General features: G+C 43.6%; 16 protein-coding genes and 4 riboswitches. Of the genes, 4 read left to right on the top strand and 12 right to left on the bottom strand.

The annotated features are described in order from the left end of the window. Positions 1–14: 14 nt before the first annotated feature. Complete coding sequence (locus BTW01_RS14415) at positions 15–317, top strand: hypothetical protein (protein WP_162103648.1); 303 nt, start codon at positions 15–17, stop codon at positions 315–317. A gap of 125 nt (positions 318–442) precedes the next feature. After that, on the top strand, positions 443–1,114 hold the full coding sequence (locus tag BTW01_RS14420; protein WP_162103649.1) for a DUF3298 and DUF4163 domain-containing protein: 672 nt from the start codon (positions 443–445) through the stop codon (positions 1,112–1,114). Between the two features lie 39 nt (positions 1,115–1,153). Here the strand turns inward: BTW01_RS14420 and BTW01_RS14425 are convergent, their stop codons facing one another. The 10 genes from BTW01_RS14425 to BTW01_RS14460 form a co-directional block, all read right to left on the bottom strand. Then, positions 1,154–2,347: a NupC/NupG family nucleoside CNT transporter gene (locus BTW01_RS14425; protein WP_162103650.1), complete on the bottom strand. Its 1,194-nt coding sequence runs from the start codon at positions 2,345–2,347 to the stop codon at positions 1,154–1,156. Between the two features lie 127 nt (positions 2,348–2,474). After that, a riboswitch (purine riboswitch) is annotated at positions 2,475–2,576 on the bottom strand. A 253-nt stretch (positions 2,577–2,829) separates the two neighbouring features. Next, positions 2,830–3,966, bottom strand: a complete 1,137-nt coding sequence (locus BTW01_RS14430) for a 5-methyltetrahydropteroyltriglutamate--homocysteine S-methyltransferase (protein WP_162103651.1) — start codon at positions 3,964–3,966, stop codon at positions 2,830–2,832. Between the two features lie 76 nt (positions 3,967–4,042). Further along, positions 4,043–4,149: riboswitch (SAM riboswitch) on the bottom strand. Positions 4,150–4,216: 67 nt separating this feature from the next. Continuing rightward, the gene (locus BTW01_RS14435; protein WP_162103652.1) at positions 4,217–5,350 is read right to left on the bottom strand and encodes a 5-methyltetrahydropteroyltriglutamate--homocysteine S-methyltransferase; all 1,134 of its coding nucleotides are present in this window, start codon (positions 5,348–5,350) and stop codon (positions 4,217–4,219) included. Between the two features lie 83 nt (positions 5,351–5,433). Continuing rightward, positions 5,434–5,541: riboswitch (SAM riboswitch) on the bottom strand. 66 nt (positions 5,542–5,607) lie between these two features. After that, a complete protein-coding gene (locus BTW01_RS14440; RefSeq protein WP_162103653.1) occupies positions 5,608–6,096 on the bottom strand; it encodes an LURP-one-related/scramblase family protein in 489 nt (162 codons plus the stop codon). A 125-nt stretch (positions 6,097–6,221) separates the two neighbouring features. Continuing rightward, a complete protein-coding gene (locus BTW01_RS18310; RefSeq protein ID WP_225493168.1) occupies positions 6,222–6,449 on the bottom strand; it encodes a hypothetical protein in 228 nt (75 codons plus the stop codon). A 330-nt stretch (positions 6,450–6,779) separates the two neighbouring features. Beyond that, a complete protein-coding gene (locus tag BTW01_RS18640) occupies positions 6,780–6,905 on the bottom strand; it encodes a hypothetical protein (RefSeq protein WP_258894769.1) in 126 nt (41 codons plus the stop codon). A 103-nt stretch (positions 6,906–7,008) separates the two neighbouring features. Next, positions 7,009–8,241 (bottom strand): peptidase T, encoded by a 1,233-nt coding sequence (gene pepT, locus BTW01_RS14445; protein ID WP_162103654.1) that lies wholly within the window; start codon positions 8,239–8,241, stop codon positions 7,009–7,011. 49 nt (positions 8,242–8,290) lie between these two features. Further along, positions 8,291–8,947 carry a response regulator transcription factor gene (locus tag BTW01_RS14450; protein WP_162103655.1) on the bottom strand — a complete coding sequence of 219 codons (657 nt, stop codon included), beginning with the start codon at positions 8,945–8,947 and terminating at the stop codon, positions 8,291–8,293. Beyond that, positions 8,934–10,151, bottom strand: a complete 1,218-nt coding sequence (locus BTW01_RS14455) for a sensor histidine kinase (protein ID WP_162103656.1) — start codon at positions 10,149–10,151, stop codon at positions 8,934–8,936. The genes BTW01_RS14450 and BTW01_RS14455 overlap by 14 nt, the downstream gene beginning before the upstream one ends. 17 nt (positions 10,152–10,168) lie before the next feature. Further along, a complete protein-coding gene (locus tag BTW01_RS14460; RefSeq protein ID WP_162103657.1) occupies positions 10,169–10,642 on the bottom strand; it encodes a CcdC protein domain-containing protein in 474 nt (157 codons plus the stop codon). Positions 10,643–10,841: 199 nt separating this feature from the next. Between BTW01_RS14460 and galE the strand changes: the two genes are divergently transcribed. Then, positions 10,842–11,864, top strand: coding sequence for a UDP-glucose 4-epimerase GalE (gene galE / locus BTW01_RS14465; RefSeq protein ID WP_162103658.1), 1,023 nt, complete (start codon positions 10,842–10,844; stop codon positions 11,862–11,864). A gap of 34 nt (positions 11,865–11,898) precedes the next feature. On the opposite strand, the gene BTW01_RS14470 is transcribed toward galE, so the two are convergent. Beyond that, positions 11,899–12,822 carry a zinc ribbon domain-containing protein gene (locus tag BTW01_RS14470; RefSeq protein ID WP_162103659.1) on the bottom strand — a complete coding sequence of 308 codons (924 nt, stop codon included), beginning with the start codon at positions 12,820–12,822 and terminating at the stop codon, positions 11,899–11,901. Between the two features lie 276 nt (positions 12,823–13,098). Further along, positions 13,099–13,201, top strand: a riboswitch (guanidine-I (ykkC/yxkD leader). 69 nt (positions 13,202–13,270) lie between these two features. Here BTW01_RS14470 and BTW01_RS14475 point away from each other — a divergent pair. Continuing rightward, positions 13,271–14,107, top strand: coding sequence for a YitT family protein (locus BTW01_RS14475; RefSeq protein ID WP_162103660.1), 837 nt, complete (start codon positions 13,271–13,273; stop codon positions 14,105–14,107). Between the two features lie 41 nt (positions 14,108–14,148). Here the strand turns inward: BTW01_RS14475 and BTW01_RS14480 are convergent, their stop codons facing one another. Continuing rightward, positions 14,149–15,606: an aldehyde dehydrogenase family protein gene (locus BTW01_RS14480; RefSeq protein ID WP_162103661.1), complete on the bottom strand. Its 1,458-nt coding sequence runs from the start codon at positions 15,604–15,606 to the stop codon at positions 14,149–14,151. Positions 15,607–15,764: the final 158 nt, after the last annotated feature.

Below are 15,764 nucleotides of genomic sequence, written 5' to 3' on the forward strand. Positions count from 1 at the left end.
AAGGAGCATGACAAATGAATGAAAAACAGCTCGCTGAAGCTTACGAACGCGATGAAAATATGATGGTTTTGGTGTTCGCCCAATGGTGTGTGAACCATGATCTTGATCCAATGGCGCTGTACACCAAAGCCTATCCGCAGCAAAAACTCAATGAAAGCTTGAAAAAAACGATGGATGAACTGGTCGTGCCGAAACACGAATCAGAACACATTCCGGACCAGACTCTCATTGCGGTGTTAGAGATGTTTGGAAATACAGATTTGGCTCAAGTGGTTCATGAAGCGATTTTTGAACGCAACCAGAAAAAGAGACATTGAATTGTCTCTTTTTTTATTTGGAAGAATCGAACTGTTAGATCTAGAAACTGATTTGGTCAGTCTATTAAGGTGTACCTTGCTTAAAAAAGGGAATGATAAACAACGACATCAAAGGAGGAGATCGTATGAAATGGCATCACATGCCAAAAGCCGCGGGGATTGCGGTTTTGCTTTTTTCTGTATTCGTATATGCGGCCCCATCTTTAAAAGCAGTTCAAGCGAAAACGCCGATTGTCAGCAGCCATACGTACAAAAACATCAAGGAATTAAAGTATCCACAAGTGCATCACCTCGGGAATGCCGCGTTTGAAAAGAAAATCAATCAAGAGCTGAAAACCTACATTGAACAATCGTATCAGGAATATCTAAAAAACAAAAAAGCAGGCGAACAGCAGGGCTTCAAAACGGAATATCAAACAACCTTCAGCGTCAAATTCAATGCGGCAGACAAACTCAGTATTCAAACGCTCAATTATATTTATTCAGGCGGCGCCCACGGTTTGACGTCTGTCCAGTCCTTCAACTATGACTTGAAAACACAAAAGCGGGTGACGCTGAATCAGATTCTGAACACCAAAACAAAAGTCAGCAAAACGAGAGATTATCTGTACCGCTATATTAAAAAACACGATGAACTGTTTTTCCCTGATGTAAAGAAAGAGGATATAGCCCTTAACAAAGACACAATGTTTTATTTTACAAATAACGGGATCGCCATTGTTTTCGGCCAGTATGACTTGGGACCTTATGTAGCCGGAATTCGGGATGTGCAGGTGCCAGCCACTATTTATCAATAAAAAGAGCCATATCCTTTAAAGGGATATGGCTCAATGTTGTTACCACACAAACAGGCCGACAATCGCAGCGCTGAGTAAAGATACCGCAATTCCGCTGACGAGCAGCTTCCATACGTTTTTCCCGATCACCGTTGACTTTTCACCGTCAAGGATCGAGTTGTACGTTCCGTAAATCATGCCGACCGTACTGAAGTTGGCAAATGACGTCAGGAATGTCGTCGCCACCGCAACTGTGTGAGGGCGGAGTGATGTAAGATTGTTTTTCAAGTCAAGCATTGCAACAAATTCGTTTGTCGCCAATTTCATTCCCATCAGCTGAGCGACATACATCGCATCGTGTACCGACAGTCCAAGCAGGAATGCGAACGGACTGAAGAGATAAGCGAAAATCGTCTGGATGGTCAGGCCCTGCATGAAAATGCCGAGAATGCCGTTGACTGCTGACGTTAGCGCGACATATCCGATCACCATTGCCAAAATGACGATAACCATATTCATGCCGACAAGCATACTGTTAGAAATTGTAGAGAAAAAGTCTTTCTTCTCTTCTTTAGGCGGCGTATAGATGATATCTTCTTCCTCAGGCACATGAACGGGGTTCAACAGGTTTGCGATAATCAGCGCGTTTAAGCAGTTCAAAGGAATCGCTGTAAACACATATGTCGCAGGCACCATTGACAGGTAAGATCCAATAATAGAGCCGCTGATGCTGCTCATGCTCATTAAGCCGAAAGTAAGCAGACGGTTGTTATTTAATACCGTAAGCTGCTGGCGGATGACCGCAAGAGCCTCGGTATTTCCCAGGAACATCATTTGAATAGAGAAGAAGCTTTCTAATTTCGGCAGACGGGAAGCCTTTGAAATCACCCATCCGATTTTATCAATCAGCCAAGGCAAAATGCCGAAATAGGTTAAAATATCAAAGAATGTGACGATAAAGATAATTGGAAGAAGTGCACTGAAGAAAAAGTCCACTGTTTCATTCGCCATGACAGACGGGAAGACAAACGCGATACCGTCACTGGCGCAAGCAATCAGCCAAGTGAAGAATTCACCAATTTTTCCGATGACCCAGCTTCCGATTTTTGTTCCCAGCATAAACCAAGTAATCAGCAATTCCAGCACAATTAACGTAATGATCGGACGCCACTTGATTTTCTTTTTCTGCGGAGAACATAGGAATACAACTGCCATAATCACAATGAGACCGATAAGGTTTAATAAAAAATACATGATAGCAACTCCTATGTGGTTTATTATGGAAACGAAAAAAGCCCTTATCCTTCACAAATTCTGGAAATACAGAAAGTGTGAAAAATAAGAGCAAACAGAAAAGAACTTGTCCTTTTCAACTCGTTCAAATTTAATCAAACTTTCTTGTAGTCTAGTTTTTTACGGTTACTAGGTAGAAACAATCAGACCATATTACTGATTATATACAAGAATGTCTTTTTCTAAGATGATAGCAGTATTTTATCCTTTCATTTTTTGAAAATCAACCTTTTTAACTTTTTTCACAATAATAAAATTAATATTGCGGCATGAGAAAATAAAGGAATAACACGTTCGTGTGCCCTCCATTTCATGCAGTCAATTTGTTTGCAGATATTTGCTCTGTCTGATTTTGATAAGAGCCGTGTGGCACTCAGGATGGTGCAACAGCTGAAAAAAAACACACTTGCTCCGCAATGGAATCAAGTGTGTTTTTTCTTTGCTTATTTCCAAACATCGTTAGCGATTTCAACCACATGGCGGAGCTTCGCCCACTGCTGTTCTTCAGTCAGCTTGTTGCCTTCTTCAGTTGAAGCGAATCCGCATTGCGGGCTGAGGCAAAGCTGGTCTAAGCCTACATAACGAGACGCTTCTTCGATCCGGCGTTTCACATCATCCGGGTGTTCAAGTTCACCGAATTTAGATGTCACTAAGCCAAGGACTAGTTGAAGGTCAGGCCGTTTTACGTAACGGAGCGGCTCAAATCCGCCGGAGCGTGAATCATCATACTCTAAGAAAAGCCCGTCAAGATTCAAGCCGTCAAAAATGGTTTCAGCAGCTGCGTCATAGCCGCCTTCCGCTGTCCAAGTGGACTGGAAGTTGCCGCGGCAAATATGCATGGTGACAGTCAGGTCATCCGGACGGTCTGCAATCGCGTCATTAATTGATTTCGCAAACAGCTGGCGAAGCTCATCAGGTGTTGTTCCGAACGCTTCGATTTGTTTTAAGCCTTTTTCTGATAAGAAAACAGCCCATGCTGTATCATCAAGCTGGAGGTAACGGCAGCCTCTGTCATAAAACGCTTGAATCGCTTTTTTATATGCTTGGGACACATCGTGCTGGAAAAGGTGATAGTCGTTTTTGTATGCACCCTTTTCCAGTTTTCCGCGGAAAAACAGCATATTCGGGCTTGGGATTGTCATCTTAGGCGTCGCATCACCGGCAATGCTATGGAGAAATGAGTAATCTTCGAGCATTGGGTGAGTTGAAAAGTCGATATCATCTGTGACTTTAATGCCGCGTGCTTTTGTTTGTACGTTATGGAATTGAATCCCTTGCTCAGGAGTAAACGGCTCAACGCCATCCAAATTTTCCAGAAAATCAAAGTGCCACCATGCTCTGCGGAATTCACCGTCTGTCACGACGTTCAGGCCGGTTTCCTTCTGTTTTTCCACGATGCGGATGATTTCATCGTTTTCGATTTGGCGAAGCTGCTCAGCCGTTATATCGCCGGCCGCTTTTTGCAGCCGCGCTTTTTTAACGGGCTCTGATCTCAGCAAGCTTCCGACTTGATCCGCGCGAAACGGCGGTTTTTTTCTTTGAAGTGATTTTTGTTCTGCGGGTGTTTTTTGTTGTGGCATGTTGTCCATTCCTTCTTTCCATTCAAATATAAAAAGCTCTTCCTTGGGATAAGGAAGAGCTTGTCTGACAATCTCAACCTTATCTTCAAGAACAATCATTGTTCTAAAGGATTTAGCACCATTCTGTTAAACAGCGGTTGCCGGGTATCGCAGGGCCAGTCCCTCCACCTCTCTTGATAAGGAAAACCTTTTATGAAATTTTCTGATATTATCTATTATTCACACATTTTCTGATTCTGTCAATGATAGATTATCTCCACACATCATTTGCGATGTTGATGACATGACGCAGCTTCGCCCATTGCTGCTCCTCTGTCAAAAGATTGCCTTCTTCTGTAGAGGCGAAACCGCATTGCGGGCTGAGGCACAGCTGATCCAGGCTGACAAAGCGCGCGGCTTCATGAATTCGGCGTTTCACATCTTCAGGATTTTCAAGCTCGCCGTATTTCGATGTAATCAAACCGAGCACAATGTGCAGATCCTTGCGCTTCACAAAACGGAGAGGATCAAAGTTTCCAGAGCGGTCATCATCGTATTCCAAGAACAGTCCATCCAAGTGTAAGCCGTCCAAAATCGTTTCTGCAACAGCATCATAGCCTCCTGATGCCGCCCAAGTTGAACGGAAGTTGCCCCGGCAAATGTGCATCGTGATTGTTAAATCATCAGGCCGGTCTGCCACTGCCTCGTTAATCGTTTTGGCGAACAAGGCAGGCAATGTTTCTGGATCGCCGCCGAGTGCCCGGACAACTTCTCTGCCTTTTTCCTCAAAGAAGAGGGACCATGACGTATCATCAAGCTGAAGGTAACGGCATCCGGCATCATAAAAGGCTTTGATTGCTTTTTTGTACGCTTGGGCCAGATCATGAAAGTATTCCTCTTGGTCGTCATAAACTTTTTTATCCGCCTTTTCACCAAAAAACAGCATATTCGGGCTCGGAATCGTCAGTTTTGGTGTCGCATCTCCAGCAATTTCTTGTAAAAATCGATAATCAGCAAGCGCTGGGTGATCCGTAAAATCGAGTTTTCCCGTCACTTTGATGCTGCGTGCTTTTGTTTTTGCATTGTGGAACTGAATTCCTTCCGCCGGAATAAACGGTTCCACTCCGTCAAGCCCCTCCAGGAAATCATAATGCCACCAAGAACGGCGGAATTCCCCATCAGTTACCACTTCAAGGCCAATTTCTTTTTGCTTGTCTACAATCCGGATGATTTCTTGATTTTCGATTTCACGAAGCTGTTCTGCTGTGACCTTGCCGGCCGCTTTCTTCTGCCGTGCTTCTTTCACCGGAACAGATCGCAGTAAACTGCCAACATGATCGGCACGGAAGGGAGCGCTGTGTTGTTTTGCTGGTTTTTGTCCCGCACCATTTGTTTGTTGAGCCATGTCATTCGCCTCTTTTCTGAAATGTGTTGAACATAAAAAAGCTCTTCCTTCGAGTAAGGAAGAGCTTGAATGATCAAATCTCCGCCTCATCTGCAAGAACGCAATGTTCTAAAGGATTTAGCACCATTCTGTTGTGAAACAGCGGTTGCCGGGTATCATAGGGCCAGTCCCTCCACCTCTCTTGATAAGGTACATCTGCATATTCAAATTTCAATTATCTTAATATTATTACTTTTAGATCAATTGTCAATGATATTTTAGAAAATATGGTCATCTTTATCTTCATATAACACCATATCAAGCACGATAGCGATAGCCGTGCAGATCAGCACATCTTCTTCGTTTGCAATCTGCAAATGATAGGAATCACCCCAGCTGAGCCACTTCTTGCTGACTGACATTCGGACATTCTCTCCATCTGTTATCTGGAATTCATTTTTCCACAAGTCACCGTCGATTTCCCAGCTGAGCTTGGAAATTTCAAATTTCGGTTTGAAAAATGTTACTTTTTTCGTCACCTCACAAACCAATTCATCCCCAATTGAAATCTCATATCTCGGCAAAAAAGACATTACTTTTTGTTCGATAGAAACGAGCGATTTTCCAGATGAATCTGTCATTTGCAGCGAGTCGCCTAACGAAAAAAACCGGCCCTCTACCTTGAATTTCTCCTGTTCATCCCGGTTATAAATGTGGAATGCATCTTTAAACGAGAACATTTTTTGTTTCATAAATAAATCGATCATTGCGCAGTCTCCTTTTGAATTCGCCTTGTAAAAGATTACGGACAGGGGGTAAAAAGGTTTCAAGTTATGTTTTTAAAATGAAAAAGGCTGCAATTGGTCAGCAGCCTTTTCCTTGAAATATAGGTTTAGGAAAGATGCATCCGGCGTTTTTGGCGGATGGCGTCAAGGTCGATTAGGTTGTTTTGATGAGGTGCGGCTGCTGGCAGAGGGCTTGTCTTTTGCGGTTTGCGGCGATTGTCCTTGCTGAAAGAAAAAAGAAGATAGCCACATAATGCGATGATAATAAATAGAATCATTTTACATACCTCCCAAAAATTGTTTTGGTATTCTCTATTATACGGATAAAACGCCAATAAGTATTCAAAAAATTCTTAATCTACAAAAAATAAATAGCTGCCCCTCAAAAACAGTCTAACCTGATAATCTGAAAATAGTCTTATAAAATGGTGAGTTCTCTTGTTGATGATTGGTTCTATAGTTACTATCGGCGGGTGGTTAAATTCCTTTATATAACTTTTAACCTAAATTAAACTAATTCCTATTGACTGTTTTCTGGGTGGGAGCGCTTGCTTGTTTGGTTTATACCCTATTTTTCGTAATTGAACACAAAAAACCCAAATGACGGAGTATTTGGGCGATGGGAGTGAACGCGGGTTGTTTTTTGGGGAGATATAAGTGACTGATCAGAAGAAGCGTTTGAACATCTTTCTGATTTTTTGAAAGGGACTCGATTTCTTTTGGGTGTTAAGCGGTCTGGCTGTCATCCATTTTTTCAATAGACTCTTAGCGGCGATTGCATGTTTGGTCATCGGTTTTTCCTCCTCATTCGTCAATACTTGTTTTACGGAGGAAGTATTCGAAATGTTTCGTTTTTACGCAAAAAACCAGCCCTTTTTGGACTGGTCTTTCGCATTACGCCTGTTCTTCAAACAGTTTTGCAATCTCAACGATGACATTTACGGCTTTGACCATGTTATCGGCTGAGATGTATTCAAATTTGCCGTGGAAGTTTTCCCCGCCGGTAAAGATATTTGGTGTGGGGAGTCCCATGTAGGACAGCTGGGATCCGTCCGTGCCGCCGCGGATTGGAGAAATCTTTGGTTCAATGCCGAGGTTTTCCATTGCTTGCTTGGCGGTATTGACGATTTCAATGACAGGTTCGATTTTCTCTCTCATGTTGTAGTATTGATCGTTCATATCAAGCTGAATCCGGTCTTGGCCATATTTGTTTTGAAGTTCCTCAATGACACGCTTCATTGTTTGTTTTCTGTTTTGAAAGCGATCTTTGTCAAAGTCTCTTATAAGGTAATAGAGTTTTGTTTCCTCTACATCCCCTTGCATCGACAGCAGGTGGTAGAAGCCTTCGTAGCCTTCTGTGTATTCAGGCGCTTCGTCTGCCGGAAGCAGGCTGTTCAGCTTCATTGCGATTTTTGCAGAGTTGATCATTTTCCCTTTTGCCGTGCCGGGATGTACGTTGTTTCCTTTGATCGTGATTTTTGCTGAAGCGGCATTGAAGCTTTCGTATTCAAGTTCGCCGAGAGGGCCGCCGTCAACTGTGTAGGCAAAGGACGCATTAAATCGTTTCACATCAAATTTGTGCGGGCCTCTGCCGATTTCTTCATCGGGCGTAAAGGCGACTCTGATCGTGCCATGTTTGATCTCAGGGTGTTTGATGAGGTAATCCATAGCTGTCATGATTTCTGCGATCCCGGCCTTATTGTCTGCGCCGAGAAGGGTGGTGCCGTCTGTGGTGATGAGTGTGTGGCCTTTATAGCCGGACAGTTCCGGATATTGATCAGGCGACAGGGTGACCTGCAGCTTTTCATTGAGAACAATGTCTTTTCCGTCGTAGCTTTCAATGATTTGCGGATTGACGTTTTTGCCAGTAAAGTCTATGGCGGTATCGACGTGGGCTAGAAAGCCGATTGTCGGCACGTCTTTTTCAGTATTGGAGGGAAGAGTCGCCATGACATAGCCATATTCATCAATAGCTGCATCCTGCATGCCGATTGATTTTAATTCATCAACGAGCATGTTTCCTAACGTCAACTGGCCGGGTGTGGAAGGGCAAGTGTCGACGGATTCATCGGACTGCGTGTCGACTTTTACGTATGTAGTAAACCGTTCAATGATGTCTTCTTTCATTTCCAATCATCTCCTTTGTCTTATTTTATCATGGCGGGATGAGAGATTTCTATTGCACAATACCGTTTCGAATAGCAAAAACGACTGCCTGTGTCCGATCTTGGGCATTGCACTTTTGGAGAATGCGGTGCACATGGGTTTTTACGGTGCTTTCACTGACGAAAAGCGCTTCCGCAATATCTTCATTTCTCAACCCGTAGGCCATTTGCTGAAGAACTTCGAGCTCTCTTTTAGTAAACGGATCTGCCGGTTCTTCGGCTTGAGTTTGCTGCTTCGAGCGAAATGTTTCGCTGATAATTTTAGCCGCTGTGGCTGTGCGGAAAATCGCTTCGCCTCTGGCCGCGGCGCGAATGGCGTCAATCAATTCTTCAGGAAGCGTATCTTTCAGCAGATAGCCGACTGCGCCCGCGCGAATTCCTTCAAAGACATATTCTTCGGTATCAAAGGTTGTTAAAATGACAATTTTCGTATCTGGAAGTGCGGACATAATGTCTTTCGCCGCTTCAATGCCTGAGCAATGCGGCATTTGGACATCCATTAGGATGACGCTGGGTTTTGTTTGCTTTGCCAGCGCAATAATGCCGTATCCGTCGCCAGCCTCACCGGAAACCTCCATATCCGGCTGTGCGTTGATGATGTAACGGAAGCCTTCGCGTACAAGCGGCTGATCATCGGCAAGTGCGACGCGTATTTTATCTTTGTTCATCTTTTTTCTCCTTATTCGTTATCGTCAGCGGCAATGCCAGCTCAATTTGCAGGCCACTCGGCTGTACGGCGCTGAAAGAAAGAGAGCCACCTGCTATTTCAGCGCGCTCTTTCATTCCTGTCAGCCCAAATCCGCAAGTAAGATTGCCGGTGAATTGCCCGTCGTCGGTGATGGTGAGGTAGAGATGAGTTTCGTCGTTAGATAGGACGACAGCCGCTTGGTCAGCGTGAGCATGACGAATCGTATTGGTCAGCCCTTCCTGCAAAATGCGATAGATCGTTTCGCTTACATGTTGAGGCCAAGACTCTTCTGACAGGCCAGCAGTGTCTAACGAAACGTGCAAACCGCTCCGTTCCTCCACTTGATGAATAAGTCCCCGCAAAGCCGTAAGACCGACCAGCGATTCACTTCGGCCCATTTGGTGAACGACAGACCGGACTTCCTGAAGGCATTCTCTGGCGACAGTCAGTACATTTTGAATGACTTGTTCTGAATCCTCCTTGCTGCTTTTCAGGATATAGGGAAGAGATTGAAGCTGAACAATCACAGAAGTCAGCTCATGACCGATGCTGTCATGAATGTCGCGGGCAATTCTTGTACGCTCCTCGAGGACCGCGTATCTTAAAGAAAGAACAGAAGCCTCTTGCAGCTCTGCGTGCGCTTTCTGGAGTTCTCCATGCGCCTGCTCCAGCTGCTCATGCATTTTCGCCAATTCAGCATGATTCCGTTCAGCCTCTCTTCTCGCTTCTCGCCTGAAACGAACGGAGGAAAAAAAGACGTATAGTCCGATCATGATCGAGATGTTGCCAATGATGGTATCCAAGTTCCCGCCATGTATGGATAGCACAAATATATTGCCGCCAATTATACATGCTGTAAATATGATGGAAAGTCGTGAAGGGAGCCAGAAGGCCGCATAAATCATTAAAAATACAATCAAAAAATAGGCGGCTCCCTGTTCTTGACCTGAATCAAGCCAAAGAAAAATGGTAAGGAGCCAAAGCCCGATAAATATGCTCAATTTGACAGCAACGGATGCTGCATAGCGAATGATCCAAATGAATGCTAAGTATACCGCAAACACAAACGCTAACAAAATAGAATTAGCTTTACCTGGATGAAATAAAAATTGTATGCAATTCAAAATGAGAATAAGGCTCGGCACAAGCTTCTTGTAGTGCCGAGCCGGAGATTGTCGGTTCATGCTGGTCCTTCTTTCAGTTATTGAATCGATACTTTGCCAGCGGTCAGCCGTCTGTATTCTTTGTAAAGCATGATGTTGCGGGCTGTGATGGTGCCGAGGGGAATGAAGAACATAGAATGAATAATGGAAATAAAAATCTCATTGCTCTCAGGCAGCCATACTCTCGCGGCCATCCGCAAAGAAAGTATCACTAGAATGAGGATAACACTTCCAAGGGAGCCGCGTGAAGTGACCTTTCCAGTTTCCGGGTGAAGCCGCACGTTTACCATCTTTCCGATGCCAAACCCGCAGGCCAGCCCGATCAGTAATAGCATACCGCTGATCGCTACGTGTAATACAGAATGAACATATACCGGCTGAAATGATGCTGATACGCCCCATAACAGCAAGAGCGGAATGATCAGCAGCTTCCCGGGCTTTACCTTTCTTTCTCGATACATCGATAAAACAATAAGAATAAAGACTATAAAAATATAAGGGCTCATCGCCATGTCATCAAATCCTTTCTGCATTAAGCATAGCGAATATGCAGAAAAAAAACGTCAACCGGCAGATTGATTTTTCTGATCTGTCCTCTGCCAACTTGGCCGGAATAATATGAAACAATGATTAAACTTCTTGAAAATGGATGCGGACCCGTTTTAAACATTATATAATGATCCCAGGTCATTTTTTAGGAGGGTTTACATCATGGCAATACTTGTAACAGGCGGCGCGGGATACATCGGGAGCCACACATGTGTTGAATTATTAAATAGCGGCTATGACATTGTCGTTCTTGACAATCTATCCAACAGTTCGGCGGAGGCGCTGAACCGCGTTAAGGAGATTACGGGAAAAGATTTAACATTCTATGAAGCGGATCTATTGGACCGTAAAGCGGTAGATTCCGTTTTTGCAGAAAATGAAATCGAAGCTGTAATTCATTTTGCGGGGTTAAAAGCAGTCGGTGAATCTGTTGCGATTCCGCTCAAATATTATCATAACAACCTGACGGGTACGTTTATTTTATGCGAGGTCATGGAGAAGTACGGCGTCAAGAAAATCGTGTTCAGTTCATCTGCCACGGTGTATGGCGTTCCGGAAACATCGCCAATTACGGAGGACTTTCCATTAAGTGCGACAAATCCTTATGGGCAGACGAAGCTCATGCTTGAACAAATTTTGCGTGATTTGCATACAGCCGACAATGAATGGAGTGTCGCGCTGCTTCGTTACTTTAATCCATTCGGTGCGCATCCAAGCGGACGGATCGGTGAAGACCCGAACGGCATTCCGAATAACCTCATGCCGTATGTGGCGCAGGTAGCTGTCGGCAAGCTTGATCAATTAAGCGTATTCGGCAATGATTATCCGACAAAAGATGGGACAGGCGTGCGCGATTATATTCATGTCGTTGATCTCGCTGAAGGACATGTCAAAGCATTGGAAAAAGTATTGAATGCCACAGGAGCAGATGCCTATAATCTCGGAACGGGTACAGGCTACAGTGTGCTTGAAATGGTCAAAGCCTTTGAAAAAGTGTCAGGGAAAGAAGTTCCGTACCGTTTTGCGGACCGTCGTCCTGGAGACATCGCCACCTGCTTCGCAGATCCTGCGAAAGCAAAGCGTGAACTGGGCTGGGAAGCAAAACGAGGCCTGGAGGAAATGTGTGCCGACTCTTGGAGATGGCAGTCTTCTAATGTGAATGGGTATAAGAGTGCGAAAGCATAAAAAGAAGAGCTAGGGTTTTCCCTAGCTCTTCTTTTTATTTATCCAAGTTTACTTCAAATGTAAATGGGTTGATTGTAATATCGTAGTTTTCGGAAGAACCATCTAAAATAATATTCGCTGTTTTGCTTTCGATCTTAGGAAAAGCAATAACGCCTTCAGTTTTAACGCCCGGTAAGATTTCACTTTGAATTTTAGGATACTCTGAAAGGTCGGATTTAGGCTCGATTTGTTTATTATCAGCTGTAATTTTGGCATTGAATTTATAAAAATTGATTTCATCTTTTGATTTGTTTTCTATATTTACATATAGGCGAGTTTCTTTTTCAGCAAGTTCAACCTTTTGAAGCGTAAGTGCAAATCCGTGCTGGTTTTGTGTTTTATTCACGTTAATTGTTTTTTGAGCTGGAGCAAAAGCTGTTGCATAGTCGCTTTTTTCAATGGAATCGGCAACAATTCTCGGTGCTGAAACAGATCCGCCCAATGCGTTTTCGCCATCAAATTTGTCTTTCACTGTACCGACTACATGAATAATATCGTCATCTTTAATATCTAAATTAGAATCGTCACTCATAATAATAGTATTTTTGCTTAACTTTTCTGGATTGTTATAGCCTTGAAGGTATGTACCATTATCGTCTTGTTCAACGTCAAAAACTTTAACATATAGATCAACTTTATAATTTTTAAATTGATCAGCATTGGTATATAGTTTTTCTATATCAGCCTTTTGTACTGTTTTCGCTGACTTTTTAGAGTCGGAGCTGGTAGAAGCTTGAGAGTCTGTATCGTTTCCGATATTTGCAAAAATGATGAAAATGATAACGATCGCTAAAATAAATGTAATGATTTTATGTCTCATAAAAAAGTTGCGTTGATCCTTACCGCAGTTCGGACATTTTTTAACACCTTTTGCAATCTCTTGACCGCAAGCTTTACAGTGTGTTAGTTTATCTGACATTTTATTTCCTCCTATGTAATTAAATGCTTAAAATATATGTTCTATTTTGCCTATATATTTTCGTATAGTCAATGATAAATTACAGATAAAATTTTAAATTTTAATTTTTAAAAAAGGTGCTTTTTATCATATCGGTTAAAAGTTTTCATTTATTAACAGTTAAATGTCTTTTTCTTTCTCTTAATTTACTGACCAAATCTCCGCAAACACCCCTTGAATCAATCCAAACCGTCACTTATAATGCTAATATCAGAAAGAAAAAATGATAGGATAATAACATTGGTTTTCTAGGGTTCCGCAATGGAAATTGGACTGTGACCGAGAGAAAACACATAGCAGCCCAGCTGTTATGACACGGTGGGATAAAAGCCCAGGAGTTTCTGCTCTTTTACGAGAGCGTACTCCTGGGTTTTTTTGTTGATAGGATCTGAAGAAGGAGTGTTTTGTGATGAAAAAGAAAATGCTTGATGTGCTGATGCTTGTGATTGGCGCTTTTTTCTTCGCGCTTGCGGTGAATTTGTTTGCGATTCCCAATGACCTTGGAGAAGGCGGGGTCACTGGGATTACGCTGATTTTGTATTATGTGTTTCAATGGTCTCCCGGAATAACGAACTTTATTTTAAATGCGTTTCTGCTTGTCGTCGGCTACAAATTTTTGGACGGTAAAACGACTATCTATACCATCATTGCCGTAGCGGCGAATTCGCTTTTCCTGCATCTGACACACGGGTGGAGCATTCCGTCTGATGAATTGATCATCAATACAATTTTCGCAGGTGTCTTTGCGGGAGTCGGGATTGGGATCATTATCCGGGTTGGCGGGACGACAGCTGGTTCCGCGATTTTGGCCAGAATTGCTAATAAATATTTAGACTGGAATGTCAGCTACGCGCTCTTGTTTTTTGATTTACTCGTCGTATTTAGCTCATATTTTATCATTGGCACGGAAAAAATGATGTTTACCATCGTGATGCTGTATATCGGTACGAAAGTGATGGACTTCATTATTGAAGGCTTGAATACGAAAAAAGCCATTACGGTTATTTCGGAACATAAGAGTGAGATTGCTAAGCAGGTAAATACCTTGATGGATCGGGGAGTGACGATTTTATCGGGAAAGGGAAACTATACGGGCCAATCCAAAGAAATTTTGTATATCGTCATTAATAAACAGGAGCTGTCCATGCTGAAGAAAATCATCAGAAGCTGCGATAAAAAAGCATTTGTGATCGTTCATGACGTACGCGATGTATTCGGTGAAGGCTTTGTTGATATATCGAAATAATGAAAAATCCCTCTGCGTGCAAAGCAGAGGGATTCGTTCGTTTAGAACGGATATTTGCGGTATTGCTTCTGTATCGAAATCCATTTCGTTACGGTAAATTCCTCGACCACCCACGGATTTCCGAAGCGGCCGACTCCGCTGGCTTTGTTTCCGCCAAAGGCGATATTCGGCGAGTCATTGACGGACTGGTCGTTGACATGGGTCATGCCGCTGTCAATTTGCAGGGCGAATGCTTCACCTTTTTCTAAATCAGAAGTAAAAACTGCCGAGCTAAGGCCGTATTCTGTATCATTTGCCATGTCAATCGCTTCCTGGTCGCTGGAGGCTTTGATAATGGTTGCAATCGGGGCAAACAGCTCTGTTTGGGCAATATTGCTGTTGTTGTCGGCACCGACAAAGACGTACGGTGTGAGTACGTTCCCGACACGTTTTCCTTCAACCGCAAGTTCGATGCCGTCTGCCTTTGCCTGCTCAATGATCTCCAGCGCTTTTTCGATTTGGCGCTCGTTGATCAGCGGGCCGACAACGGTTTTCGGGTCGGTTTGATCACCGTATGGAAGCTGTTTGACACGGGCGGTGAATTTTTTGACAAATTCGTCGTACACTTCTTGATGAACGATGATCCTGTTGATAATCATGCAGATTTGCCCTTGGTGAATAAATTTCCCGAAAATCGCCGCGTCCACAGCACGGTCGACATCTGCGTCAGAAAGAACAGCGAAGGGGTTGTTGCCGCCGAGCTCAAGGGCCATCCGCTTGAAGTCACGCCCGGCGATTTCACCGATGCGGCGCCCGACAGCGGTTGATCCTGTAAAGCTGATTAATTTCGGGATCGGATTGGTCAGCATGCCGTCTCCGATTTCCTTTAAATCCGTCAGTATGACGTTGAGGACACCCGCAGGAAGACCGGCGTGTTCAAACGCTTTCGCAATGGTGGTTCCGCCGGAAAGAGCGGTTTGGATATCAGGCTTGTGAACAACACTGTTTCCCAGCGCAATCGCCGGAGCAATGGTTCTCATGGATAAATTCATTGGAAAATTAAATGGAGAAATCGATGAAATGACACCGAGCGGAAGGCGGTAAATCTTATTGATTTTCCCTTCAATATCGGATGGAACCTCTTTGACGCCGCCTAATTCGCCGGTGTATGTCATCGCTTCATCTAAAATCGCAATTGTCTGCTCAAGCTCAATCGTTGCTTTAATGATCGTTCCGCCGGTTTCGCGGGAAATCATCATGATGATGTCATCACGATTTTCCTGTAAGTAGCCGCGCGCTTTTTGCAGGACTGCTTTTCGGTCTTCTGCTGTGCTCTTGGCCCACTCTTTTTGCGCTTGCTGTGCAATGTCAAAGGCATCCTCCAGCTGTTTGCATGTTGCCAGAGTGGCTGTTGTGATGACAGACTGGTCATACGGATTCAAAATGTCCTCCGTGCGCCCGCTTTCCCCTTTGATCCATTTTCCGTTGATAAAACTTTCGTTTAACGCTTCTAAACTCATTAATGATCATCCTCCTTTAGTTCTGCATACCCCTTACTGTTTCCACTGGAATTAATCAGTAAACGAACGCTTTCATTTTATCATCGCCTTTTTTTATTGGAGAACCAGTGAATTTCGCCTTATACTGAATATACAGATCCTTACATAAGAGAGGAGAC

It is taken from the genome of Bacillus sp. SKDU12 (assembly GCF_010093085.1).
GTDB lineage: Bacteria > Bacillota > Bacilli > Bacillales > Bacillaceae > Bacillus > Bacillus mexicanus.